The sequence below is a fragment of the Mycobacterium sp. 852013-51886_SCH5428379 genome, from assembly GCF_001665575.1.
In the GTDB taxonomy this organism is placed as follows: Bacteria; Actinomycetota; Actinomycetes; order Mycobacteriales; family Mycobacteriaceae; genus Mycobacterium.
Genome location: NZ_LZSU01000019.1, coordinates 115,133 through 138,896, shown reverse-complemented (window position 1 = coordinate 138,896; position 23,764 = coordinate 115,133). Strand labels below are relative to the sequence as shown.

The 23,764-nt window shown below is 69.0% G+C and carries 22 protein-coding genes; 4 read left to right on the top strand and 18 right to left on the bottom strand.

All coding sequences use genetic code 11. From position 1 onward, the window contains the following. Nucleotides 1-5: 5 nt before the first annotated feature. From opcA to tkt, 4 genes are read right to left on the bottom strand one after another with little or no spacing between them, the layout of a single operon-like run. Entirely contained in the window at nt 6-917 is a 912-nt protein-coding gene (gene opcA, locus A5757_RS08055; RefSeq protein ID WP_066831105.1) for a glucose-6-phosphate dehydrogenase assembly protein OpcA, read from the bottom strand. Between the two features lie 31 nt (nt 918-948). Continuing rightward, nucleotides 949-2,475, bottom strand: a complete 1,527-nt coding sequence (gene zwf, locus A5757_RS08050; protein WP_066831103.1) for a glucose-6-phosphate dehydrogenase — start codon at nt 2,473-2,475, stop codon at nt 949-951. A gap of 5 nt (nt 2,476-2,480) precedes the next feature. After that, nucleotides 2,481-3,599 carry a transaldolase gene (gene tal / locus A5757_RS08045; RefSeq protein WP_066831099.1) on the bottom strand — a complete coding sequence of 373 codons (1,119 nt, stop codon included), beginning with the start codon at nt 3,597-3,599 and terminating at the stop codon, nt 2,481-2,483. A gap of 20 nt (nt 3,600-3,619) precedes the next feature. Further along, nucleotides 3,620-5,710, bottom strand: a complete 2,091-nt coding sequence (gene tkt, locus A5757_RS08040) for a transketolase (protein WP_066831097.1) — start codon at nt 5,708-5,710, stop codon at nt 3,620-3,622. 163 nt (nt 5,711-5,873) lie between these two features. Here tkt and A5757_RS08035 point away from each other — a divergent pair, with 163 nt between their 5' ends. Next, nucleotides 5,874-6,803 carry a heme o synthase gene (locus tag A5757_RS08035; protein WP_066831088.1) on the top strand — a complete coding sequence of 310 codons (930 nt, stop codon included), beginning with the start codon at nt 5,874-5,876 and terminating at the stop codon, nt 6,801-6,803. Here the strand turns inward: A5757_RS08035 and arfB are convergent. The 7 genes from arfB to A5757_RS08000 form a co-directional block, all read right to left on the bottom strand. Then, nucleotides 6,800-7,228 (bottom strand): alternative ribosome rescue aminoacyl-tRNA hydrolase ArfB, encoded by a 429-nt coding sequence (gene arfB, locus A5757_RS08030; protein WP_369815922.1) that lies wholly within the window; start codon nt 7,226-7,228, stop codon nt 6,800-6,802. The genes A5757_RS08035 and arfB overlap by 4 nt on opposite strands. Before the next feature lie 10 nt (nt 7,229-7,238). After that, nucleotides 7,239-8,288 (bottom strand): ABC transporter ATP-binding protein, encoded by a 1,050-nt coding sequence (locus A5757_RS08025; RefSeq protein ID WP_066831085.1) that lies wholly within the window; start codon nt 8,286-8,288, stop codon nt 7,239-7,241. A gap of 17 nt (nt 8,289-8,305) precedes the next feature. Next, nucleotides 8,306-9,121 carry a carbohydrate ABC transporter permease gene (locus A5757_RS08020; protein ID WP_066831082.1) on the bottom strand — a complete coding sequence of 272 codons (816 nt, stop codon included), beginning with the start codon at nt 9,119-9,121 and terminating at the stop codon, nt 8,306-8,308. Further along, complete coding sequence (locus A5757_RS08015) at nt 9,118-9,984, bottom strand: carbohydrate ABC transporter permease (RefSeq protein WP_066831080.1); 867 nt, start codon at nt 9,982-9,984, stop codon at nt 9,118-9,120. The genes A5757_RS08020 and A5757_RS08015 overlap by 4 nt, the downstream gene beginning before the upstream one ends. A gap of 37 nt (nt 9,985-10,021) precedes the next feature. Then, nucleotides 10,022-11,338 carry an ABC transporter substrate-binding protein gene (locus tag A5757_RS08010; protein WP_066831077.1) on the bottom strand — a complete coding sequence of 439 codons (1,317 nt, stop codon included), beginning with the start codon at nt 11,336-11,338 and terminating at the stop codon, nt 10,022-10,024. A gap of 63 nt (nt 11,339-11,401) precedes the next feature. Further along, nucleotides 11,402-12,178 (bottom strand): SDR family NAD(P)-dependent oxidoreductase, encoded by a 777-nt coding sequence (locus A5757_RS08005; protein WP_066831075.1) that lies wholly within the window; start codon nt 12,176-12,178, stop codon nt 11,402-11,404. Next, nucleotides 12,175-13,662: an FGGY-family carbohydrate kinase gene (locus A5757_RS08000; protein ID WP_066831074.1), complete on the bottom strand. Its 1,488-nt coding sequence runs from the start codon at nt 13,660-13,662 to the stop codon at nt 12,175-12,177. Before A5757_RS08000 ends, A5757_RS08005 begins: the two co-directional genes overlap by 4 nt. Nucleotides 13,663-13,814: 152 nt before the next feature. Here A5757_RS08000 and A5757_RS07995 point away from each other — a divergent pair, with 152 nt between their 5' ends. Both A5757_RS07995 and A5757_RS07990 read left to right on the top strand, forming a co-directional pair. Next, a complete protein-coding gene (locus tag A5757_RS07995) occupies nt 13,815-14,630 on the top strand; it encodes a BtpA/SgcQ family protein (protein ID WP_066831072.1) in 816 nt (271 codons plus the stop codon). Further along, nucleotides 14,627-15,370 carry an inositol monophosphatase family protein gene (locus A5757_RS07990; RefSeq protein ID WP_066831069.1) on the top strand — a complete coding sequence of 248 codons (744 nt, stop codon included), beginning with the start codon at nt 14,627-14,629 and terminating at the stop codon, nt 15,368-15,370. Before A5757_RS07995 ends, A5757_RS07990 begins: the two co-directional genes overlap by 4 nt. On the opposite strand, the gene A5757_RS07985 is transcribed toward A5757_RS07990, so the two are convergent. The 4 genes from A5757_RS07985 to A5757_RS07970 form a co-directional block, all read right to left on the bottom strand. After that, nucleotides 15,353-16,153: a DeoR/GlpR family DNA-binding transcription regulator gene (locus tag A5757_RS07985; protein ID WP_066831066.1), complete on the bottom strand. Its 801-nt coding sequence runs from the start codon at nt 16,151-16,153 to the stop codon at nt 15,353-15,355. The two genes, A5757_RS07990 and A5757_RS07985, sit on opposite strands and share 18 nt — an antisense overlap. 48 nt (nt 16,154-16,201) lie before the next feature. Further along, nucleotides 16,202-17,176 carry a quinone oxidoreductase gene (locus tag A5757_RS07980; protein ID WP_066831063.1) on the bottom strand — a complete coding sequence of 325 codons (975 nt, stop codon included), beginning with the start codon at nt 17,174-17,176 and terminating at the stop codon, nt 16,202-16,204. An 833-nt stretch (nt 17,177-18,009) separates the two neighbouring features. After that, a complete protein-coding gene (locus A5757_RS07975) occupies nt 18,010-19,038 on the bottom strand; it encodes a heme A synthase (protein WP_066831060.1) in 1,029 nt (342 codons plus the stop codon). A 20-nt stretch (nt 19,039-19,058) separates the two neighbouring features. After that, nucleotides 19,059-19,652 carry a TetR/AcrR family transcriptional regulator gene (locus tag A5757_RS07970; RefSeq protein WP_066832255.1) on the bottom strand — a complete coding sequence of 198 codons (594 nt, stop codon included), beginning with the start codon at nt 19,650-19,652 and terminating at the stop codon, nt 19,059-19,061. 89 nt (nt 19,653-19,741) lie between these two features. Between A5757_RS07970 and A5757_RS07965 the strand changes: the two genes are divergently transcribed. After that, the gene (locus A5757_RS07965) at nt 19,742-20,371 is read left to right on the top strand and encodes a hypothetical protein (RefSeq protein ID WP_066831057.1); all 630 of its coding nucleotides are present in this window, start codon (nt 19,742-19,744) and stop codon (nt 20,369-20,371) included. On the opposite strand, the gene A5757_RS07960 is transcribed toward A5757_RS07965, so the two are convergent. Genes A5757_RS07960 through mptB form a run of 3 tightly spaced genes read right to left on the bottom strand, consistent with a single transcriptional unit; the run spans nt 20,339 to nt 23,744 of the window. Beyond that, nucleotides 20,339-21,109, bottom strand: coding sequence for an ABC transporter permease (locus tag A5757_RS07960; protein WP_066831055.1), 771 nt, complete (start codon nt 21,107-21,109; stop codon nt 20,339-20,341). The genes A5757_RS07965 and A5757_RS07960 overlap by 33 nt on opposite strands. Further along, on the bottom strand, nt 21,106-22,029 hold the full coding sequence (locus A5757_RS07955; protein ID WP_197497299.1) for an ABC transporter ATP-binding protein: 924 nt from the start codon (nt 22,027-22,029) through the stop codon (nt 21,106-21,108). The genes A5757_RS07960 and A5757_RS07955 overlap by 4 nt, the downstream gene beginning before the upstream one ends. Before the next feature lie 5 nt (nt 22,030-22,034). Next, nucleotides 22,035-23,744 carry a polyprenol phosphomannose-dependent alpha 1,6 mannosyltransferase MptB gene (gene mptB, locus A5757_RS07950; protein ID WP_066831051.1) on the bottom strand — a complete coding sequence of 570 codons (1,710 nt, stop codon included), beginning with the start codon at nt 23,742-23,744 and terminating at the stop codon, nt 22,035-22,037. Between the last annotated feature and the right edge of the window lie 20 nt (nt 23,745-23,764).

Below are 23,764 nucleotides of genomic sequence, written 5' to 3'. Positions count from 1 at the left end.
GCCGCTCATGGATATTGCACCTTCTCGATTCCCTGCAGCGCCTCGAGGTAGATATCGTCGGCATCGAGGCGGCGCATGTCCTCGGCCAAGCATTCGCGAGTCTCTCTGCGCGCCAACGGAACCAGCGCATCCGGTTTCGCGGTGCGGCTGATGGTGGCGGTCAGACCGTCCTGCGGACGACTCAGCGTGATGGTCTCGCTGTCGCGGACCAGCTCCACCTTGAGTTCGCCGACGGTCCGCTGCACCGGTCCCTCGATGCGGCTCGCCAGCCAGCCGGCCAGCACGTCCAGCGCAGGTTCGCTTGCCAGGCCGGACACCAGCGCCGAGTTGATCGGTTCGTGCGGTGCCTGATCGACCGCCGCGGTGAGCAGCGCCCGCCAGTAGGTGATCCGGCTCCATGCCAGATCGGTGTCGCCCGGCGTGTAGCCCTGCAACCGACTCCTGATCGCCGACAACGGATCCGCGACGTTGGTGGCGTCGGTGATCCGGCGTAGCGCCAGCCGTCCCAGCGGGTCCTCGGCGGGAACGGGCGGCGCCACGTCCGGCCACCACGTCACCACGGGCGTGTCGGGCAGCAGGAACGGCATCACCACGCTGCTCGCGTGGTTGGCCAGCGGTCCCGAAAGGCGAAGTACGACAACCTCATTGGCGCCCGCATCGCTGCCGACCCGGACCTGCGCGTCCAGCCGCGCCTTCTCCGCGCGACGGTCACCGGGTGCTGCCACGATCACGCGGCACGGATGTTCGCGACTGGCGGCATTGGCCGCGTCGATCGATTCCTCGAGGATGGACTCGGTGTCGGGGGCGATGACCAGCGTCAGAACGCGGCCCAGTGTGACTGCGCCGCCCTCTTCGCGGAGAGCCTGGATCTTCTTGTTGATGGCGCCGGTGCTGGTGTCGGGTAGGTCGATGATCACCTCAGCACACTCCGTTCTTCGCTGACGCTCATCACGGGCGCCTCCATTCGCGGCCGCTCCGGTGCAACATCTCGAACGCCGAATCCGGTCCCCAGCCGCCTGATTCGTATGGGTCAGGTTTGCCATGGGACGCCCAGTAGTCCAGCGCCGGATCGAGGATCTTCCAGGCCAACTCGACCTCCTCGTTGACCGGGAACAGCGACGGCTCGCCGAGCAGGACGTCGAGGATCAGCCGTTCGTAGGCCTCGGGTGACTCCTCGGCGAACGCCGACCCGTACGAGAAGTCCATGCTGACGTCCCGTACCTCCATCTGGTTGCCCGGCACCTTGGACCCGAACCGCAGCGTGATGCCCTCGTCCGGCTGGACCCGGATCACCAGCGCGTTCTGGCCCAACTCCTCGGTCATGGTCGCGTCGAACGGCAGATGCGGGGCCCGCTTGAAGATCAGCGCGATCTCGGTCACTCTGCGGCCCAACCGTTTTCCGGTCCGCAGATAGAAGGGGACGCCGGCCCAGCGGCGGGTGTCGACGTCCACCGTGATGGCGGCGAACGTCTCGGTGGTGGAGGTCTTGGAGAAGCCCTCCTCCTCCAGCAGGCCGACCACGCGTTCGCCGCCCTGCCATCCGGCGGTGTACTGACCGCGGGCGGTGGTCTGGTCCAACGGCTCGGCCAGTCTGCTCGCCGAGAGCACCTTGATCTTCTCGGCCTGCAGTTCCTCGGGGGAGAAGCTGACGGGCTCCTCCATCGCCGTCAGCGCCAACAGCTGCAGCAGATGGTTCTGGATGACGTCGCGGGCCGCGCCCACCCCGTCGTAGTAGCCGCCGCGACCACCCAATCCGATGTCCTCGGCCATGGTGATCTGCACGCTGTCGACGTAGTGGCTGTTCCACACCGGCTCGAACAGCTCGTTGGCGAACCGCAGCGCGAGGATGTTCTGGACCGTCTCTTTGCCGAGGTAGTGGTCGATGCGGAACACCGACGACTCGGGGAAGACCTCGTTGACGATGTGGTTGAGTTCCGCGGCGCTCTCGAGGTCGTGGCCGAAGGGTTTCTCGATGACAACCCGGCTCCAGTGACCCTCGGACTTCTTCGCCAGGCCGGTCCGGGCCAGCTGTTCGAGCACCTGTGGGAACGACTTCGGCGGAATCGACAGGTAGAACGCGTGATTGCCGCCGGTTCCGCGTTCGGTGTCGAGTTTGCTCAGCGTCTCGGCCAGCTGCTCGAACGCCTTCTCGTCGTCGAAGGTCCCCTGGACGAAGCGGATCCCCTCCGAGAGCCGGTCCCACACCTCCTGGCGGAAGGGGGTGCGGGCGTGCTGCTTGACGGCGTCGTGGACGACCTGGCTGAAATCCTCATCCGCCCAGTCCCGTCGGGCGAACCCGATGAGCGAGAACGTCGGCGGCAGCAGGCCCCGGTTGGCCAGGTCATAGATGGCCGGCATCAACTTCTTGCGCGCCAGATCGCCGGTCACACCGAAGATCACCACGCTGCACGGCCCGGCGATCCGGGGCATCCGCTTGTCGCGTTTGTCCCGCAGAGGATTCCGCCACTCGGCCATCTGAGTTAGGACTTCTTCTCGTCCAATTGACCCTGGGTGGCTTCCAGCAGCTCCTGCCACGACTTCTCGAACTTCTCCACGCCTTCGTTCTCCAGCACCAGGAAGACGTCGGTGAGGTCGACGCCGAGCGCGTCGAGCTTGTCGAAGACCTCCTGGGCCTCACCGGCGCGGCCGGTCACCGTGTCGCCGGTGACGACGCCGTGGTCGGCCACCGCGTCGAGCGTCTTCTCCGGCATCGTGTTGACGGTGTTCGGCGCGACGAGCTCGGTGACGTAGAGGGTGTCGGCGTAGTCGGGGTTCTTCACGCCGGTCGACGCCCACAGCGGACGCTGGACGCGCGCACCGTCGGCCTTGAGCTTCTCGAACCGCGAACCGCCGACGAAGATCTCCTCGTAGGCGGCGTAGGCGAGGCGGGCGTTGGCGACACCGGCCTGACCGCGCAGTGCGAGCGCCTCCTCCGAGCCGATCTTCTCCAGCCGGCTGTCGATCTCGGTGTCCACGCGGGAGACGAAGAACGAGGCGACGGAGTGGATGTTGGCCAGATCGTGGCCGGCCTCCTTGGCCTTCTCCAGACCCTGCAGGTAGGCGTCCATCACCAGGCGGTAGCGCTCGACCGAGAAGATCAGCGTCACGTTGACCGAGATGCCCTCTGCCAGAACGGAGGCGATGGCCGGGATGCCGGCCTCGGTGGCGGGGATCTTGATCAGCAGGTTGGGCCGGTCGACGATCTTCCACAGCTCGATGGCCTGCAGGATCGTCTTGTCGGTGTCGTGCGCCAGCCGCGGGTCGACCTCGATGGACACCCGACCGTCGACGCCGCCGGACCGCTCGTAGGTCTTGGCGAAGACGTCGCAGGCGTTGCGCACGTCGTCGGTGGTGACGGTGCGGATCGTCGCGTCGACATCGGCGCCACGTTCGGCCAGTTCCTGGATCTGACCGTCGTACGCGTCGCCCTTCGAGAGCGCGGCCTGGAAGATCGACGGGTTCGTCGTCACCCCGACGATGCTCTTGGTGTCGATGAGTTCCTGCAGGTTGCCGGTCTGCAGACGCTCACGGGACAGGTCGTCGAGCCATACGGATACCCCCGCCGCCGACAGAGCGGCGAGATTCTCGTTCTGTGTCATGGTGTTCCCTTTCGGAAGAATCAGTTCGCTATCGAGCGCTCCGCGGCGGCGGCCACTGCCTCGGGGGTGAACCCGAATTCGCGGAACAGCGTCTTGTCGTCGGCGGACTCTCCGTAGTGCTCGATGGAGATGATCTCGCCGGTGTCGCCGACGAGCTTGTACCAGCTCTGGGCGACGGCGGCCTCCACGGCGACGCGCGCGGAGACGTTGGGGGGCAGCACGCGGTCGCGGTACTCCTTGGGCTGCGATTCGAACCACTCGACGCAGGGCATCGAAACGACTGCAGCCGCGATGTCCTTGTCGGCCAACAATTTCTTGGCCTCGACGGCCAGCTGCAACTCCGAACCGGTGGCGATGAGGATCACGTCGGCACCGGTGGCGTCACCGCCGCCGAGCACATAGCCGCCGCGGGAGACGCCCTCGGCGTCGGTGCCCTCGAGGACCGGAACGCCCTGGCGGGTCAGGATGAATCCGACCGGACCGCTGCCGTTGCCGCGGGCGATGATGCTCTTCCACGCGTACGCCGTCTCGTTCGGATCACCCGGGCGGACCACCGACAGGTTCGGGATCGCGCGCAGCGCAGCGAGGTGTTCGATCGGCTGGTGGGTGGGGCCGTCCTCACCGAGACCGATCGAATCGTGGGTCCAGATGTAGATGGTGTCGATGTCCATCAGCGAGGCCAGCCGGACCGCAGGCCGCATGTAGTCGGAGAACTGCAGGAACGTCCCCCCGAACGCGCGGGTGGGGCCGTGTAGCACGATGCCCGACAGGATCGAACCCATCGCGTGTTCGCGGATGCCGAAGTGCAACACCCGGCCATACCAGTCGGCGGTGAAGTCGTCGGTCGAGATCGACGGCGGACCGAACGAGTTCACGCCCTTGATCGTGGTGTTGTTGCTGCCCGCGAGGTCGGCCGAACCGCCCCACAGTTCCGGCAGGTGCGGCGCCACGTCGTTGAGCACCTGACCGAAGGCTGCGCGGGTGGCGACGGCCTTGCTGCCCGGCTCCCAGTAGGTGATGTCGGCATCCCAGCCGTCGGGTAGTTCCTCGGCGGTCAGCCGGTCGAGCAACTTCTTGCGCTCCGGCTCGCGCTCGGCCCATGCGTCGAACTCGGGCTGCCACTTCTCGTGGGCCTCCCGGCCGCGATCGACCAGTTTGCGGGTGTGCTCGATGACCTCGGGTCGCACCTCGAAGGTCTTGTCCGGATCGAAGCCGAGGATCTTCTTGGTGGCGGCCACTTCCTCGTCGCCGAGCGCCGAACCGTGTACGCCGCCGGTGTTCATCTTGTTGGGCGCGGGGTAGCCGATGATTGTGCGCACCGCGATGAACGACGGGCGGTCCGTCACCGCTTTGGCGGCTTCGATGGCTTCTTCGATTCCGGTGACGTTCTCGCCGCCCTCGACCTCCTGCACGTGCCACCCGTAGGCGCGGTAGCGGGCCGCGACGTCCTCGCTGAGCGCGATGTTGGTGTCGTGCTCGATCGAGATCTGGTTCTGGTCGTAGAAGACGATCAGGTTGCCCAGCTGCTGGGTGCCGGCCAGCGAGCTGGCCTCGCTGGTCACCCCCTCCTCGATGTCGCCGTCGGAGGCGATCACGTAGATGTAGTGGTCGAACGGGCTGGTGCCCGGCGCCGCGTCCGGATCGAACAGCCCGCGCTCGAAGCGCGCCGCCATCGCCATGCCGACCGCCGAGGCCAGACCCTGGCCCAGCGGGCCGGTGGTGATCTCCACACCCTTGGTGTGCCGGAACTCGGGGTGGCCCGGGGTCTTGGACTTGAAGGTGCGCAGCGCCTCGATGTCCTCGAGCTCGAGGCCGAAGCCGCCGAGATACAGCTGGATGTACAGCGTGAGGCTGGAGTGCCCGCAGGACAGGATGAAGCGGTCGCGGCCCAGCCAGTGCACGTCGCTCGGATCATGGCGCATCTGCCGCTGGAACAGCGTGTAGGCCAGCGGCGCGAGGCTCATCGCCGTCCCGGGGTGACCGTTGCCGACCTTCTGCACCGCATCGGCCGCCAGAACCCGGACCGTGTCCACCGCGACGGTGTCCAGCTCGGTCCAGTCGTCGGGGTGATGCGGCCGGGTGAGTGCAGTGATCTCTTCGGTTGTCGTCACGACAGGTGCTCCTCGATCAAATCGGCGTATCCCGACGTCCACCCTAGTGCCGACGCGCGAGGGAGCGCAGTGCCGTCCACCCAGCTGTCGCCTGCTCGCCGTCCGGGTCTACCATCGCCTGTAGTAGAAGTCTGCGTGAAGCCACCTGTGAGGAGTTACCTGCGTGAGCATCCGCGAGCGCTCCCTCCTCGCCGGGGCTGGGGGCATCGTCAACACGCTCCTGTCCTACGTGGCTCTGACGAAGCCGCGGGTGATCGAGCTGTTGCTGGTCACCGCGATCCCAGCCATGCTGCTGGCCGACCGCGGCACCGTCGATCCGCTGTTGATCCTCAACACGCTGATCGGCGGCATGCTGGCCGCCGCGGGCGCGAACACGCTCAACTGCGTGGCCGACGCCGACATCGACAAGGTGATGAAGCGCACGGCACGCCGTCCGCTGGCCCGTGCGTCGGTGCCCACCCGCAACGCTCTGGTGTTCGGGCTGGTGCTGTCCGCGACGTCGTTCTTCTGGCTGTGGTGGTCGAGCAACCTGCTTTCGGGTCTGCTCGCCCTGGCCACCATCGCGTTCTACGTCTTCGTCTACACGCTGCTGCTCAAGCGGCGGACGTCCCAGAACGTGGTGTGGGGCGGCGCGGCCGGCTGTATGCCGGTGATGATCGGCTGGTCGGCGGTCACCGGCACCATCCAGTGGCCGGCGCTGGTCATGTTCCTCGTGATCTTCTTCTGGACGCCGCCGCACACCTGGGCGCTGGCGATGCGCTACAAGGACGACTACAAGGCGGCCGGCGTGCCGATGCTGCCTGCCGTCGCCACCGAGCGCCAGGTGACCCGCCAGATCCTCATCTACACGTGGCTGACGGTGATCGCGACACTGGCGCTCGCGCTGGCCACCGGCTGGCTGTATGCCGCCGTCGCGCTGCTGGCCGGGGCGTGGTTCCTGGTGATGGCCCACCAGCTCTACAGCGGCGTCAAGCGCGGTGAGCCGGTCAAGCCGCTGCGGCTGTTCCTGCAATCGAACAACTACCTGGCCGTGGTGTTCTGCGCGCTGGCGGTGGACTCCGCGCTGGCCCTGCCCACGCTGCTGAGTTTCTAGGTCTGATCCCAGCCGCCGCGGCGGCCCTGTTTGAGCGTCCCGCGACGCTTCTTCTCGCCGATCCGGCGTTCCTTCGAACCCCGCGTCGGCCGGGTCGGACGGCGCGCCGGCGGGGGAGCCGCCGCCGCGTCGCGCAGCAGCCGTGCCATCCGCTCACGCGCGGCGGTGCGGTTCTGCAGTTGAGCGCGATGCTCACTCGCCGTCACCGTCAGGACACCTGTGCTGAGCCGCCCGCGCAGCCGACACAGCATCCGGTGGCGCAGATGCTGCGGCACCGCGGGGGAGTTTGCGACGTCGAACGACAGCTCGACGCGGCTGTCGGTGGTGTTGACCCCCTGGCCGCCGGGACCCGACGAGCGGGAGAAGCGTTCGCTCAGCTCCGACCCGGGCACCACGAACGCGGGCGTCACGACGAGGTCCTGCACCGGACCCAGATTAAAGGCGCCGACCGGTCTCCGGGTCGAACCGGTGCACGTCAGCCGGTTGGGCGGACAGTCGTACCGACGTTCCGGTGGCGATCGCGGACAGAGCCGCTGCCGGGACGACACTGGTGAGTTGTTCCTCACCGCAGCGCACCGTCACGATCGCCCGGGGGCCCAGCAGTTCGACTAGCTCTACGCGCGCGGTGCCGTCGGCGTCCGGGCTGAGCAGCAGATCGTCGGGGCGCACGCCTACGGTGACCGCCGCCGCGTCCGGTCCCCCCACCGCGATCCTCAGTCCACCCGGGGTGCGTACCTCCCCGCCGGAGACGGCACCGGTGACGAGATTCATCTTCGGGCTGCCGACGAACGTCGCGACGAACACATCGGCCGGCCGCGCGTAGACCTCGGCCGGCGGACCGGCCTGGGCGATCCGCCCGTCGCGCATCACCACGATGCGGTCGGACAACGTCATGGCCTCCTCCTGGTCGTGAGTGACGTAGAGGGATGTGACGCCCAGGCGGCGCTGCAGCCGGAGCAACTCGGTGCGGGTCTCGACGCGCAGTTTGGCGTCCAGGTTGCTCAGCGGTTCGTCGAACAGGAACACCGACGGTTCGCGGATGATGGCCCGACCGATCGCCACCCGCTGCTGCTGGCCGCCGGAGAGATCCTTGGGTTTGCGGGCCACCAGTGCGCCGAGCCCGAGCGAGGCCGCGATGTCGTCGGCGCGGCGCAGTGCCTCGGCACGGGCAACCCGGGTGGCGCGCAACGGAAACGCGATGTTCTCGCGCACCGTCAGATGCGGATAGAGCGCATAGTTCTGGAACACCATCGCGATGTCGCGGTCCTTGGGTTCCAGCCGGGTGACATCCCGGTCACCGATGCGGATGGTGCCCGACGTGACGTCCTCGAGGCCCGCGAGCATGCGCAGCGACGTGGTCTTGCCGCAGCCGGACGGGCCGACCAGGACGGTCATGCTGCCGTCGGCGAGCTCGAGGTCGAGGTCGGAGACCACAGTGGTGTCGTTGAACGCCTTGGTGACCGCAGAGAACGAGACCGATGCCATGGAGGGGTTCCTCGCTACTAGTACTTGACCGCGCCGCCGCTGATCCCCTGGACCAAGCGGCGCTGGATGAAGAAGCTGGCCACCACGACCGGCACGATCGCGATGATGATGGCGGCGCTCATGGTGCCGATCTGCACGCCGCGGAAGGTGTTGAAGTTGGCGATGGCCACCGGCAGGATCGCCGCATTGCCCGGCGCCAGGATCAGCCCGTAGAACAGGTCGTTCCACGACAGCGTGAAGCCGAAGATGCCTGCCGCGCCGATGCCCGGGTACACCTGGGGCAGCACCACGAGCCGGAAGGCCTGCCACCGGCTGAATCCGTCGACCCTGGCCTGCTCCTCGAGCGACGAGGGCACAGCCTCGAAGAAGCCGATCAGGAACCAGGTCACCAGCGGCAGCACGAAACTCAGGTGGGCGAAGATCACCGGCGCGAGCGTGTCGGTCAGCCGCAGCGCCTGGGCCATGGTGAGGAAGGGGAAGACCATCACCGCGGGGGGCACCACCTGTGCGGCGAGCATGCCGAACCGGGTGAGCGAACCGCCGGCGCGGTACTTGGCGATGGCGTAGGCGCCCATGCTGCCCACGACCAGGCTCACCGCCACGGTCACCACGCCGACCAGGGCGCTGCGGCCGGCGGCGGCGAAGATGCCGGAGTCCAGCACCGCGGCCCAGTTGTCGAACGTCGGCGTGAAGGCCAGCAGCCAGGGCTCCGACATCTGTTCGGGCGTCTTGAGACTGGCCAGCGCCACCCAGGCGATCGGGAACAGCACGAACACCAGCGCCGTGGTCAGCACGGTGATCCGCAGGACGTCGAGCGGACGCGATCGATTCATCGGTTGCTTCCCGTCCGGGTGCGCTCCATCGTGCGGAACGCCACGACGATGACGACGAGCACCAGCGCCAGCACGATGAACGCCATAGCGCTGGCCTGTGCCAGCCGGAAGAACTGGATGCCCTCCAGGTACATGAAGTACTGCAGGGTCTGCGTGTCGGTGCCGGGGCCGCCCCTGGTGGTGGCGTAGACGTACTCGAACACCCGCAGGGCGTCGAGGCTGCGCAACAGGACCGCCACCGTCAACACCGGGGCCAGCATCGGGATCAGGACGCGACGCAGCCGGTAGACCGGCCCGGCCCCGTCCACGCGCGCGGCCTCCATGGGTTGTTTGGGCATCGACTCCAGGCCGGCCAGGATCAGCAGCACCATGAACGGCGTCCACTGCCAGACGTCGATGAACGCCAGTGTGAGCAGTGCCCGTCCGGACCCGAAGAAGTCATAGTCGGCACCGACGGCGTGCAGCAGCGCCGGCACCGCACCGATCTGGTCGTTGAGCAGGAACCGGAAGATCAGGCCGACGGCGATCGGCGTGATGAACATCGGCGCCAACACCAGCGCCCGGGACAGATCCTTCGCCCAGCGCTGCTGATGCAGCGCCAGCGCCACCCCGAAGCCCAAGACCAGCTCGAGCACCACGGCGATCACCACGTACGTCGCCGTGGTGGCGAACGCCTCCCAGAAGGCGCCGTTGCCGAGCGCGCTGGTGAAGTTGCCGACCCCGACGAAATCCGGCGGAGTGCGATCGGTCAACCGGTAGTCGGTGACCGAGAGATATGCCGCGTAGCAGAGGGGGAACCCGACGGCCACCGCGAAGAGCGCGAGCAGCGGCGCGACCATTCCGTACTTGAAGCCGAGCTTCATCCGCCCACCACCGCGGCGGCCGCCGGATTCCCCACTGTCACTGCTGGATCCGCTCTGCGGCGGCCTGGGCGTCGCGCAGTGCGTCGGCGACGCTCTTGTTGCCCGCGACAGCGTCGTTCAACTCGGTGCCCACGGCCTGGATCATCTCCTCGCCGCCCTTGCCCTGCGTCAGCGGGGCGGCGTCCTGGAGGATCTCCCCGACGGTGCGGTAGTACGCCTCGCCGTATCCGTCGGCCAGCACCTTGGCGTCGGTCAGCGAGCTCTGCCGGATCACCGCGCCGCCGTCGGCCACACGCTGGGCGTCGACGTCGGGGGAGGTGATCCAGGAGACGAACGCCCACGCGCCGTCGGAGGCCGCGGAGTTGGCCGGGATCGCCCAACTCCAGGAGCCCAGTGCGGATTTGCCGCCCGGGATCGGCGCCAGCGAGAACTGTCCGGCACGCTCACCGGAGGCCCCGACCGGATCGTTGAGCGCCGGCAGATTCCAGTTGTAGCCGATCATCGATGCCGCCTTCCCGCTCGACACGGAGCGGAAGGCCTCGTCGAATCCCCACGACAGGCTGTTCGCCGGCGCGGCGGTGCGGTAGGTCTCGATGTAGGCGTCCAGCGCGCGGGCGGCTTCGGCGGTGTCCAGTGTGGGCTTGCCGTCCTCGCCATAGATCGACCCACCGGCCGCGAACAGCCAGTTGGCCCACTCCTCGAAGATCTTGTAGCCCCGTTGCGGCTGCATCGCGATGCCCGCCCGGTCACCGGCCTTGAGCCGCTGCGACGTGCTGACCAGCGCGTCGAGGTCGGTGGGCACCTGCAGCCCGGCCGACTGCAGATCGGGCTGGTTGTAGATGTAGCCCAGCGCGTAGTTGTAGAACGGCACGCCGTAGGTGGTGCCGTCGACGTCGGTGATCTCGGTCAGCGACGGGAAGAAGTCGTCGGGCCGGTAATCGGTGGTGGCGGCGATGCGCTCGCCGAGCGGCTCCAGGAAGCCCGCCTCCGCGAAGTCGTCCATCCACGGGTTGTCCACGACGATGAGGTCGTAGGTGGGCTCGGCGGCCTGGAACGACGACACCAGCCGGTCGCGCATCTGATCGAAGGTCATGGTCTCGATGTCGACCTTCACCTGCGGGTACTTCTCGTTGAACCGGCCGACCATATTCTGCACGATCTCGGTGTCGGGCACGTTCTCCATCAGCACCCGGACGGTGGCACTGGTGTCGGTGGGGACGTCGCCCAGCCCGGACGACTGCTGCTCGCCGCCCGATCCGCCGCTGCCGGCGCATCCCGTCAGCACGAGCCCGGCGGCTGTCACTGCGGCCGGCAACCACCGCGCCGAACGCGGCCGTAGCTTGGGAATTTTCATCGTTCTCACTTCCTGTTGGGTGGGACGGGCGGAATCGGGTCGGAGAGGCCGGGCCTGCCGGCGTCAGTCCATGTATGCGCCGCCGTTGACGGACAGCGCTTCGCCGGTGATGAAACGGGCGTCGTCGGACACCAGGAACGCCACCGCGCGGGCGACGTCGTCGGGTGTCTGCAACCGGCCCAGGGGGGTGGCCTCGACCCAGCCGTCACGCACCGCCTCCGGAGTGGATCCGGTCAGCCGGGCCTCCCATTCCAGCTCTCGGCTCTGCATCGGGGTGGCGACGAAGCCCGGGCACACGCAGTTCACGGTGATCCGGTGGGCGGCGAGCTCGTAGGCCATGGCCTGGGTCAGGCCCAGCACGCCGAACTTGGAGGCGACATAGTCCGACAGGAACGGCACCCGTCCCTGCTTGGCGGCCATCGACGCCGTGTTCACGATTGTGCCTTCACGTCCGGTGCGCACCATGGCCCGTGCCGCAGCCTGGCCGCAGAAGAAGACCGAGCGCAGGTTGACCTCGAGGCTGCGGTCGTATTGTTCGCCGGTCACGTCGAGGAAGGGCGCCATGGCCGAGATTCCGGCGTTGTTGACCCAGGCGTCGAGTCCGAGCCGGTCGGCCACGTCGTCGGCCAGCCGGGTGGCTGCACCGGCGTCGGTCACGTCGAGGTGATGACTTTCGTGGCCGGATCCGCTCAGCCCGGCCACCGACTGTTCTGCGGCCGCGGTGTCGAGGTCGGTGACGATGACCCGCCAGCCCCGGTCGGCGAGCGTGGTGACGATCGCCCGGCCGATACCGGATCCCGCTCCGGTCACCACGACGGTGCCTGTCGAATCGTGTTTCACTGCTTGTCCTTTCGAGCCAACCGGTGTGAAACCGGTGTGAGCAGGTCGCCCAGTTCGCGCCACTGTCCGTAGGCCTCTGCGTACCGGCCTGCGCGGGTGGGCTCGGGTTGTACCGGGTCGCCGAGCGTACGGAATCTGCCGATGTCGTCCCAGCCGTCGACCATGCCCACGCCCACCGCGGCGGCCAGTGCCGCGCCCAGGGACGCGCCCGGATGGCCGATCACCGGCCAGAGCGGGGCGTCGAGCACATCGGCCAGGATCTGCTTCCAGAGCACCGACTTACTACCGCCGTTGGTCACCATCGCCGGTCCGAGACGGACGCCGATGTCGGCGAACACCTCGGTGTGGTGCTTGAAGCCGAAGGCGATGGCCTCGAGCACGGCGCGATACATATCGGCGCGGGTGTGGACGAGGTCGAGTCCGACGAATGCGCCGCGAAGATCCGGGTCGTGCAGCGGGCTCTTCTCGCCGAGGAAGTAGGGCAGACAGAGTAGTTCCGCGGGGCCGCGCCCGGCGGCTTCGTCGTCCAGATCGGTCAGTTCGACCCCGCCGACCAGCGTCTGGAACCACCGGATGAGGCTGCCGCTGGTGGCCATGCACCCGTTCGGCAGCCACCGGCCCGGGACCGGGTGCGCATCCAGGTAGAGGCGGGCGTCGACGACAGGGGTGTCACTGGCGGCCAGCACGTCACCGGCGCCGCCGAGCTTGACCAGCCAGTCACCGGGGGCGTTCACCCCGGCCGCATAGGCTGACAGCACGTGGTCGGCGCCGCCCACGACCAGGGGGAGGCCGACGGGTAGCCCCGTCGCGGCCGCGGCGTCGGGGTGCAGGGCGCCTGCCGTCGCCCCGGGCGCGAGCACGTGCGGGACCAGGTCTGTGGACAGTTCGGCGGCGGCGAAGGCGGGTCCGTACAGGCTGCCGTAAAGAGTCCCCAACCCCGATTCGATCGCCCAGTTCAACTCGACGTGGGGGTCGGCGCCGAGCGCCATCAGCACCCAGTCGTAGGAGCCGACAAGGCGTGCGGTATCGCGCCACTGCCGTGATTCATTGCGCCGCAACCACATTGCGGTGGGGGCAACCGATTGCTGCGTGATCGCGGAACCGGTCGCGGCCAGGGCCGACTCGGGATCCATTGTGGTGCGGAGCATCTCGATCTCCGCGGTGGCGCGGGCGTCGTTCTGCAGCAGCGCGCGCCGAACCGGGTCGCCGTGCGCGTCCACGGGGACCACGGCGGGCACCATGCCCGTCGTCGCCAGCGCGCCGACATCGGCGGGTGAGACCCCGGATGCTGCGAGTACCTCGCGAATCGTGCTGTGCGCGTTATCGATCCACTGACCAGGATCGGCTTCGGCATGTCCGGCGCGGTCGGCGATCAGGCGGGTGTCACGGGCGGCTTGGGCCACGATGCGGCCGGCGGAGACATCGACGAGCACGGTCTTGGTGCCCGTGGTCCCGATGTCGACACCGATGGTGAACTGGGCCATCCCGTCCTCTCTGCTGGCGTGGAGCCAACCGTAGCGTCTATCTGTTAGATTCTCACACGTTGTGTGTAACCGTCACGTAAAAGACGCGGCAAGCTCGATCGAGATGTTATCTAATAACAAGACCGGCGACCGCGACAACCCCGGAGGATCTGATGACCAGTTGGCTCGATGAGGTTTTCGGTGTGCAGAAACCGGTGATCGCCATGTTGCACCTGTCGGCGCTGCCGGGAGACCCCGCCTTCGATTCGGCCGCCGGTGTCCGCGCGGTCGTGGACCGCGCAAAGGAGGAGCTGGCCGCACTGCGCGACGGCGGTGTGGACGGCGTGATGATCTCCAATGAGTTCAGCCTGCCCTATCTGACGAAGACCGAGCCGATCACCGCGATCACCATGGCCAGGGTGATCGGCGAGTTGCTCGGCGAGCTGACGCTGCCCTACGGCGTCAACGTGCTGTGGGACGGCCGTGCGTCCATCGACCTGGCAGTGGCCACCGGTGCGCAGTGGGTCCGCGAGATCTTCACCGGCGTGTACGCCAGCGACTTCGGCCTGTGGGACACCAACGTCGGCGAGGTCGCCCGCCACCGGCACCGTGTGGGCGGCGCCGGCGTCAAGCTGCTGTTCAACATCGTCCCGGAGTCGGCGACCTATCTCGCCGAACGCGGCCTCGAATCGATCACGAAGACAACGGTCTTCGCCACCAAACCCGATGCGATCTGCGTGTCCGGGCTGACCGCCGGATCGTCGACCGACACGCAGGCGCTGGCTCTGGTCAAGCGGTCGGCGGGGGCGGTGCCGGTCTTCGTCAACACCGGCGTGCGGGCCGAGAACGCGGCCAATCAGTTGGCGATCGCTGACGGCGCGGTCGTCGGGACCTATTTCAAGCAGGACGGCGTCTTCGAGAACCGCGCGGTCATTTCGCGGGTGCGGGAGCTGATGGGCGCCGTCAAAGAGTTCCGCACCACGCTGTGAAACCGCGCGAGGACCTGCGCGGCCTCGCCGTCGAGGCCGCGCAGCGCGGCGCCGATGTCTGTGCACGTCGATTGACCACCCACTTCACCGCGGAGACCAAAAGCGCAGCGGGTGACGTCGTCACCGCCGTCGACCGCGAGGCGGAGAGCGCGGTGCGCGACGTGCTCACTGCCGCACGGCCCGACGATGCGATTCTCGGCGAAGAATTGGCGCCGCAGCCGGGGAACAGTGGGCTGGAGTGGGTGGTCGATCCGCTCGACGGGACTACCAACTTCACGCGGCGGATTCCGTTCTTCGGCACATCCGTCGCGGTGCGACGCGTGTCGGACGGACTGTGGCTGGCCGGTGCGGTGTGCGCTCCGGCACTGTCGATGACATGGAGCGCGGTGTCCGGCGGGGGCGCACAGGTGGCCACCGACGAGGGTGTCCAGCGCCTGCCGCTCGGGCTGGCGCCGACTTCGGCACGGGTGCTCGGCACCGGGTTGTCGTACGATCCGGACCACCGTGCGCGTCAGGTGCGCGAGCTGGCTGGGCTGCTCACCGGGTACACCGACATGCGCCGGTTCGGGGCGGCGGCGATCGATCTGTGCCTGTTGGCCCAGGGCAGCCTGGACGGTTTCTTCGAGGACGATCTGGCCGTTCACGACTGGGCGGCGGGCGCCCTGATCGCTGCGGAGGCCGGGGCGACGGTGTCGCGCCCGGGTCCGGGGCGCGACGCGATGTCAGCCCACTGGCGCTGACCGGGCGTTCACGCACCGCACGTCTACGCCGGCGCGCTGCAGCGCCGTCACGGTCGGATGGGTCGGCGACCCATCGGTGACCAGGACCGAGATCCCCGAGACCGGCGCGACGTTGATCAACTGCACCCGGCCCAGCTTGGTGGCGTCCGCCGCGACGATGACCCGGTCCGCCGAGCGCATCGCGGCCTGTTTCACGTTGCCCTCCTCGCGGTGGTACTCCGAGGCCCCCCGACGCCCGTCCACTCCGGCGATGCCCATCACGTAGGTGTCGCAGTTGTACCGCAGGTAGAAGTCCTCGGCTTCGGCGCCGATCAGGCTGAGCTCGCCGGGTCGCACCTTGCCACCGGTCAGCAGGACCGTGGTGTCGGGTTCGTCGGCCAATTCGACGGCCACCAGCACACTGGGCGTGATCACGGTCAGTCCCAGCTCCCGGCCCTTGAGAGCGCGCGCGACCGCCAGCACCGTGCTGCCGCTGTCGAGGATGATCGTTTCCTGCGGCGCGACCAGATCGGCGACGGCGGCCGCGATGTGGGTCTTCTGGTCGGCCGCCTCGGCGGCCCTGGCAGCGAACGACGGTTCGGTGCTCTTGCCGCCGTAGGCAATGGCCCCGCCGAGCACCCGCCGCGCGATGCCCTGATCCTCGAGCCGCTCGATGTCACGGCGAATCGTCATCTCCGAAACGCCGTATTCCTCGGCCAGCGAAGCGAAGTCGACCTCGCGGTCGGCCTGGATACGGGCGGCGATCGCCGACCGTCGCGCGTGTGCATTCAGACCGGCGGCCACCCCCCGAGCCTAGGTCACCGATGTGAATTTCTCACATCGATCACAAGATCACGGCACCAGCACCACCGAGCCGACCGTCTTGCGGCCCTGCAGATCGGTGTGCGCGCGGGCCGCGTCGGCCAGCGGATAGCGTTCGCTGACCGTCACGGTGAGCGTGCCGGAGTTGATGGCGTCGAGCAGCTCCCCGGCCCGCCAGGAGAATTCGTCGGCCGTGCGGGTGTGGTGCGCGAGGTTGGGCCGCGTGAGGAACACCGACCCGGCGGCGTTGAGCCGCTGCGGATCCACCGGCGGTACCGGACCGCTGGCCGCACCGAACAGCGCCAGCGTCCCCCGTACCGCCAGGCTGGCCAGGCTGGCGTCGAACGTGGCGGCGCCCACCCCGTCGTAGACCGCCGCGACACCGTTGCCGCCCGTGAGCTCCCGGATCTTCGCGCCGAACTCCTGCGGATCGTCGGGGTAGTCGAGCACCTCGAATGCGCCCGCCTGCCGGGACAATTCGGCTTTCTCGGGCGTCGAGACCGTCGTGATCACCTTGGCCGCCATACTCGTCGCCCACTGGGTCAGCAGCAGCCCGACCCCGCCCGCGCCGGCGTGCACCAGCACGAAGTCGCCCTGCTGCACCGGATAGGTCGACTTGATCAGATAGTGCGCGGTCATCCCCTTGAGCAGCGCCGAGGCCACCGCATCGGACGCCACCCCCTCGGGCACATAGGCGACGAAATCGGCGGGCGCCACGCAGTATTCGGCATACGCCCCGAGCGCCTTGTCGGTGACCACCCGGTCGCCGACCTGCAGCGCCGGCACGTCGTCACCGACGGCCTCGATCCGGCCGCAGACCTCGCTGCCGACGATGAACGGGGTCTCCCGCGGATACTGGCCGGACCGGAAATAGGTGTCGATGAAGTTGACGCCGATCGCTTCGGCCTTGATCAGCACCTGCCCGGGACCAGGGGTGGGCTGTGGCTTCTCGACGTGGTTGAGGACTTCGGGACCGCCCGTCTCGGCGACTTCGATGGCGTACATGAGCTCTATCATTGCCGACCATGAGGCTCGCGCGCCCGGACGTGTTCCATCCGAAGATCGTGCTGGCCGCCTGTCCGGCGCTGCCGCGCAGCGACGGGGACGACGACGGGCTGGTCGAGGCGCTGGCCACCCGCGGGCTGCACGCCCGGTGGCTGTCCTGGGACGACCCGGCCACGGCCGACGCCGACGTGGTGATCCTGCGGGCGACCTGGGACTACATCGACCGCCTCGAGGAGTTCCTGGCCTATACGCGCGCGGTGCGCCAGCTGCTCAACGGACCCGACGTCGTGGCGTGGAACGCCGACAAGCACTACCTGCTCGACCTGGAAAGCCGCGGCGTCCCGATCGTGCCGACGCGGATCGTCGAGGCCGGCCAGCCCGTCGAGATCCCGGCCGGCGAGGTGGTGGTCAAGCCGGCGATCGGGATGGGGTCTGTCGGGGCGCAACGCTTCGCCGACGCCGAGGCGGCGGCCGCGCACGCCGCGACGCTGCAGGCGCGCGGCGGGGCGGTGGTGGTGCAGCCGTACGACCCGCGTATCGCCGACGGTGAGACGGCGCTGGTGTTCCTAGGCGGTAAGCAGTCGCACGCGTTCACCAAGGCGGCGATCCTGCCCGCCGAGGGCACGCCGGTGTTCGACGAGTCGGGTGTCTTCGCCGCCGAAACGCTCTCACCCGCCGAGCCGGACTTCGAGCTGTGGGACGTCGGGCACGCGGCCCTGGACGCGGCCGCCGACGCGATCGGCATCGGCGTCACCGATCTGCTCTACGCGCGGGTGGACGTCATCGGCGGATACGACGATCCGCGGGTGCTCGAGGTGGAACTCGTCGAACCGTCACTGGGTTGGCGGCAGCTCGACGCCGACACCCGGGCGCTGCGCCAGCGCGACTTCGCCGTCGCGGTCGAGGTCGCGCTCGAGCGGCTGGGGCTCGGTCCGCTGTCGCATCGAGGCCCATAGCGCCGCGGTGGCCGCGGTGCACACGGCCGCGCCAGCCACATGGACGGCCACCAGCGCCGCGGGCACGTCGTTGACGAACTGGACCACACCCACCAGACCCTGTGCGGCCGTCAACGCGATCAGCACCCCCAACCGGAGGCGCACCGGCCGCGGAGCGCGGACCGCGAGCAATCCGAAGCCCAGCCCGACGAGCAGTCCGAGGTAGGCCACCAGCAGCGACGAGTGCAGATGCACGAGGGTGGTGATCTCGACCATCAGCCGCGGCACCGGTTCCTCGACGCTCTTGTCCCCGGCGTGCGGGCCCGCGCCGGTCACCAGCGTTCCGGTGACCAGCACCGCGGCGAGCGCCACACCGGCAAGGGCGGTCAACTGCCGCAACGGTTTCGGGGCCTGCCGCACCGGCACACCGTCGTCCGGCTCGCCGATCTTGACGTACAGCAGCACCGCCAGCCAGACCATCGCCATCGACACCAGCAGGTGGATGGCCACCGTCCACCAGAGCAGCCCGGTCAGGACCGTGATCCCGCCGATCACCGCCTGCGCCACCGTGGACACCGGCATCAGCCACGCATAGCCCAGCACCTCGCGGCGCCGCCGCGCGCGGGTGACGGCCAGCACCGCGGCCGCGGCCGTCAACACCACCAGGAACGTGATCAGCCGGTTGCCGAACTCGACGGCCTGGTGGATGCCGGGCACTTCGGCGTGGGGGACGGGGGTGAAGCTGCCGGGGAAGCACTGCGGCCAGGTGGGGCAACCGAGCCCCGACGCGGTGACGCGGACGATCGCGCCGGTGACGGCGATACCGCCCTGGGTGAGGATGACGGCCGCGGCGATCGCGCGCTGCGTCCGCAGGCTGGGCTCCGGGAGACGGTCGACCAGCCGCAGGAAGAGTCGTCCGACGGCCACGGGTCGATCGTAGAGGAAGCTCAACTACCGGCCGTAGTAGGGGATGTAGTAGGGGAGACGAACGGCACCAGGACCTCGTTGACCAGTGCCACCACCAGATCGTCGGTGATCGGGTCGCCGGTGATCAGCAGCCGGTGCCACAACACGCTCTGTCCGAGTTCCCGCGCGATCTCCACGGGGACGTCGGCCCGCACGTCGCCACGTTCGACGCCGCGCCGCAGCAGCGCGGCCATTTCCTGTTTGCGCCACCCGATCACATCCCGCCGGAACGCGGTGGTCAGCTCGGGGTCGTGGGCGGCGGCGGCCACCGCCGCGCGCAACAGGGCGGCATCCGGGCCGGTGAACAATGCCGCCCACCCGCGCAGGACGGCGAGCATGTCGGAACGGAACGAGCCGGTGTCGGTGTGCGGGATCGCCGTGGTGGCGATACCCATCAGCGTGTCGCGCAGCAGGTGGGCGCGGTCGGGCCAGCGCCGGTAGAGCACGGGTTTACTGGTCCCGGCGGCCGCGGCGACGGCCTCCATCGTGACGCCGGCCGGTCCGTGGTCGGCCAGCAGGCGCAACACCGCCGCCCGGATCGCGGCATCGAGTTCCTCGCCTCGCCGACGGGCCATCACGCCACCTTTCAAGAAACGCTTGCGTATCTACGCGTCGGAGTTTAGCGTAAGCCATAAGAAACGCAAACGTATCTTGGAGGTCTGTCATGGCACGTCCGGTGCTGTATCCGCTACGTTCCGTCGACACGGCGACGGTCCGGGTGAGTGCGCCCGCCCGGCACCGCCGCCGCGTCACCATCGATCACCGGCCGCTCGCCGGTGTCACCCCGGCGATGCTGCTCGACTGGTTCACCCACCTCGGCGGCACGATCTCCTATGGCGGCGAGGTGATCGACCGCTACCTGGCGTGGCATCCGATCGACCACATCCGCTGGGAGTTGGCGCGGCCTGCCCCGGGCGGCGGTGCGGCCGACGGCGCCCGCTTCCGCATGGTGGAGGCCTTCGGGGGGCGGCCGGAGTTCACCATCGACGAGGTGGCCCGGGTGGAGAAGCTCGATGAGACCGGCATCCGGCTCGTCAAGCGCGTGGCCGGGATCGTGGTGTTCCAGCTCGAGCACACCTGGTCGGCCGGCGCCGACGGCGCTCACTACGTGACCGTGATGGATCTCGGCGCGCGGTCGCAGTTGCTGGCGCCGGTCAACCGTGCGGTGCTGGCCAAGATGCACGACGAGAAACTGCGGGCGTGGGTGCGGCACAACATCGAGGAGGTCGGCCAGCTCGAGTATCTGCTGCCGGCGCTGTGCTCACGTGAAGCGGAACCAGCGCAGGGCGGCTAGCGCCGCGACCGCACCCCAGCCCGCGAGCACCGCGATGCCGAACCAATCGACCGACAGCTCCATCGCGCGGGTCAGCGCCTCGGTCAGCGCACCGGACGGGGTGAGCCGCGCCGCCCACGCGACGGCCGCGGGTACCGCAGGCCCGCCGAGGGTCAGCGCGCCCAGGCCCGCGAAGATGAACCACAGCAGGTTGGCCACGGCGAGCACGATCTCGGCGCGCAGGGTGCCGCCCAGCAGCAGGCCGAGCGCGGCGAAACCGGCAGTGCCCAGGGCGATGATCACCGCGCCAAGCGCAAGTCCGCCGACCTCCGGCCGCCAGCCGAGCGCGAGTCCGATCGCGCCGAGCAGCACCGACTGCAGGAACACCACCGCCACCACCGCGAGCGATTTTCCGGCGATGATGCCCCACACCGGAAGTGCCGTGGCGCCAAGCCTTTTCAGCGCTCCGTAGCGACGGTCGAACGCGACCGCGATGGCCTGGCCGGTGAACGCGGTCGAGATGACGGCCAGCGCCATGATCGCGGGGACGAAGGTGCCGGCGCGGTCATCCCCGTAATCGCCCAGCGGCAGAACCACCAGCCCGATCAGCAGCGTGATCGGGATGAACATCGTCAGCAGCAGCTGTTCGCCGTTGCGCAGCAGCAGGCGCAACTCCAGGCCGAACTGCGCGGCGAGCATCTTCGGCACCGGCGCCGGCCGCGGGTCCGGGGTGAAGGTGCCCGGGGCGAATCTGGTCACGAGCGCAGCTCCCGTCCGGTCAGGTCCAGGAACACATCCTCGAGGCTGCGCTGCTCGACCCGCATATCGGTGGCCAGCACGTTCAGCCGTGCGCACCACGCGGTGACGGTGGCCAGCACCTGCGGGTCCACGTGCCCCTCGACGAGATACTCACCCGGTGCGGTCTCGGTGGCGCGATAGCTCTCCGGCAGCGCCGTCACCAGCAACGTCAGGTCCAGCTTCGGAGGTGCGCTGAACCGCAGCTGGTTCTCGGCGCCGCTGCGCATGAGCTCGGCCGGAGTGCCGGTGGCCACCGGCGCGCCGTGGTCGATGATCATCAGCCGGTCGGCCAGCTCCTCGGCCTCGGTGAGCTGGTGGGTGGTCAGCACGACGGTGACGCCGTCGCGGCGCAGCCCGTCGATCAGCTCCCACACCACGATCCGTGCGTGCGCGTCCATCCCCGCGGTCGGTTCGTCGAGGAACACCAGCTCCGGACGCCCGACGACGGCGCAGGCCAGCGCCAGCCGCTGCTGCTGACCGCCGGACAGTCGCCGGTAGGTGGTGCGCACGACGTCACGCAACCCCAGCGTCTCCATCAGCCAGGCCGGATCGAGGGGGTCGGCGGCGTAGGCGGCGACCAGGTCGAGCATTTCGCCGGCACGCGCGGCCGGATAGCCGCCACCGCCCTGCAGCATGACGCCGACGCGTTCCCGCACCCTCGTGTTGTGCGCGGTGGGATCCAGGCCGAGGACCTCGATACTGCCGGAGTCCGGGCGCAGGAAGCCCTCGCACATCTCGACGGTCGTGGTCTTGCCCGCGCCGTTGGGCCCCAGGAGCGCGAACACCTCCGCACGGTGGACGTCGAGGTCCAGACCCGCGACCGCCGTCGTCGACCCGTAGCGCTTGGTGACGCCGCGCAGGCGCACGACGGGGTCCGACATGGAGGTCACGAAGAGTCAGCGTATTCGCCCGGCACGGCGGCCCGGTTCCGCGGTGGCGCAACCGTGCTCTCGGGCAGCGGTCGCCAGGGCAGCCGCCGCCAGGTCAACCCGATGAGCAGCGGGACGATCACCGCACTGGCCAGCGTCGCCATCACGATCTGGAACAGCGCGAAGCGGTCACCGTTGGCGGTGGGCCCGAAGATGCCGACGATCAGCGTGATCGCGATGGTCGCGCTGCGGAATCCGGTCCGGGTGGCCCAGGCGGCCAGCGGGATGATCGCCCACAGCAGATACCAGGGCTGGACCACCGGGAACAGCAGCACCGTCGCGCCCAGGGCGACGCCGAGGCCCCCGACGGGGTGCAGCTTGCCGCGCAGCACGGCGATGAGCAGACCGCTGACCAGGACGGCGATGATGCTGACGCCGATGGCGCGGGTGAGGGCGAGGATCGCGGTGGTGTGGTCGCCCAGGCCCAGCAGGATGCCGACCTGTCCGGTGCCCAGCGCGATCAGCGTCGGCGGCGACATCCAGCTGCGCACCACATTGGCGGTGCCGAGCGTGAACAGCCAACCGAAGCCCAGCCCGCTGGCCCAGCCGATCAGCGCCATCACCGCGAGGGCGACCGCGCCGAGCGAACCGCTCGCGAGGATGAACGCCTTCACCGTGCCACCCCAGCGGCACGCCAGCGCCATCGCCACGAATCCGAGCGCCAGCAGCGACGGCAGCTTCACCTGGCTCGACATCGCGATCAGCACCGTGCCGGCCAGCAGCATCGCCAGCGGATACCAGCGGATCCAGTCTGCCCGGTCGCGTGGCCAGTGCAGCGGGCGGGGGATCAGCCGACGCGTCGAGTCGATGGCGCGCAGCGCGAACTCGGTACCGGCCAGCATCAGCCCGAGCATCAGCGCCTCGTTGTGGATACCCGCGACCAGATGCATGAACAGCAGGGGATTGCAGGGACCCAGCCACAGCGCGCTGACCTCAGCGACACCGCAGCGGCGCGCCAGCCGGGGGGTCGCCCACACGATCAGCCCGACGCCCAGCAGCACGATCAGCCGGTGGAACAGCACCGCCCAGACGATGTTCTCGCCGGTGATCGCCGAGATGCCCTGGCCGATCCACAGGAACAGCGGGCCGTAGGGCGCGGGTGTCTCTCGCCACAGACTCGGCACCGACAGGGTGAAGACGTGGTCGAGGCCCAGCCCGGTGGCCGGGCCGACCTCGTACGGGTCCAGGCCCTGCAGCGAGATCTCGCTCTGCGCGAGGTAGGAGTAGACGTCCTTGCTGTACATCGGCGGCGCGATCAGCAGCGGCAGCGCCCACAGCAGCAGGGTGCGGTCGACCTGGCTGCGCGACATGCGGCGGGGGCCGAGGGCGAAGCGACCCAGCATCAGCCAGGCCAGCGCCATCATCACCGCGCCGGTGGTGGTCATCGTCAGCGACACCGTCTGGATGCGCGAGGGCAGGTTGAGCAGCCGGACGCCGAAGGTCGGGTCCTGGACCACCGGGCGGGCGCCTGCGCCGAGCGCGCCGATCGCCATCAGCACCGTGCCTGTCGCGCCGAACAGCCGGGTGCGGCGCATCACCGCGACCTCGGCCTCGGTGAGAGGCGAGCCGACGGTGCGCTCGTCGCCGTGCCAGCGACTGACGGAGGCGGACAGCGAGTTCGAGAACGAGGCGGACACCGCCTTCAGTCGCTCCGCCGCACGAGCCATTCGAGCAGACTAGCGTCCGG

Excerpts from the sequence above, each read along its gene's own strand:
- A5757_RS08000 (WP_066831074.1), bottom strand. The coding sequence starts at position 13,662 with ATGGCCCAGTTCACCATCGGTGTCGACATCGGGACCACGGGCACCAAG.
- A5757_RS08025 (WP_066831085.1), bottom strand. The coding sequence starts at position 8,288 with ATGGCATCGGTCTCGTTCTCTGCGGTCACCAAGGCGTTCAACGACACC.
- zwf (WP_066831103.1), bottom strand. The coding sequence starts at position 2,475 with ATGGCCGAGTGGCGGAATCCTCTGCGGGACAAACGCGACAAGCGGATG.
- A5757_RS07980 (WP_066831063.1), bottom strand. The coding sequence starts at position 17,176 with ATGTACGCCATCGAAGTCGCCGAGACGGGCGGTCCCGAAGTCCTCAAC.
- A5757_RS07970 (WP_066832255.1), bottom strand. The coding sequence starts at position 19,652 with ATGGCCCGTCGGCGAGGCGAGGAACTCGATGCCGCGATCCGGGCGGCG.
- A5757_RS07955 (WP_197497299.1), bottom strand. The coding sequence starts at position 22,029 with ATGTCGGACCCCGTCGTGCGCCTGCGCGGCGTCACCAAGCGCTACGGG.
- tal (WP_066831099.1), bottom strand. The coding sequence starts at position 3,599 with ATGACACAGAACGAGAATCTCGCCGCTCTGTCGGCGGCGGGGGTATCC.
- A5757_RS07965 (WP_066831057.1), top strand. The coding sequence starts at position 19,742 with ATGGCACGTCCGGTGCTGTATCCGCTACGTTCCGTCGACACGGCGACG.
- A5757_RS08020 (WP_066831082.1), bottom strand. The coding sequence starts at position 9,121 with ATGAATCGATCGCGTCCGCTCGACGTCCTGCGGATCACCGTGCTGACC.
- mptB (WP_066831051.1), bottom strand. The coding sequence starts at position 23,744 with ATGGCTCGTGCGGCGGAGCGACTGAAGGCGGTGTCCGCCTCGTTCTCG.
- A5757_RS08015 (WP_066831080.1), bottom strand. The coding sequence starts at position 9,984 with ATGAAGCTCGGCTTCAAGTACGGAATGGTCGCGCCGCTGCTCGCGCTC.
- A5757_RS07995 (WP_066831072.1), top strand. The coding sequence starts at position 13,815 with ATGACCAGTTGGCTCGATGAGGTTTTCGGTGTGCAGAAACCGGTGATC.
- A5757_RS08010 (WP_066831077.1), bottom strand. The coding sequence starts at position 11,338 with ATGAAAATTCCCAAGCTACGGCCGCGTTCGGCGCGGTGGTTGCCGGCC.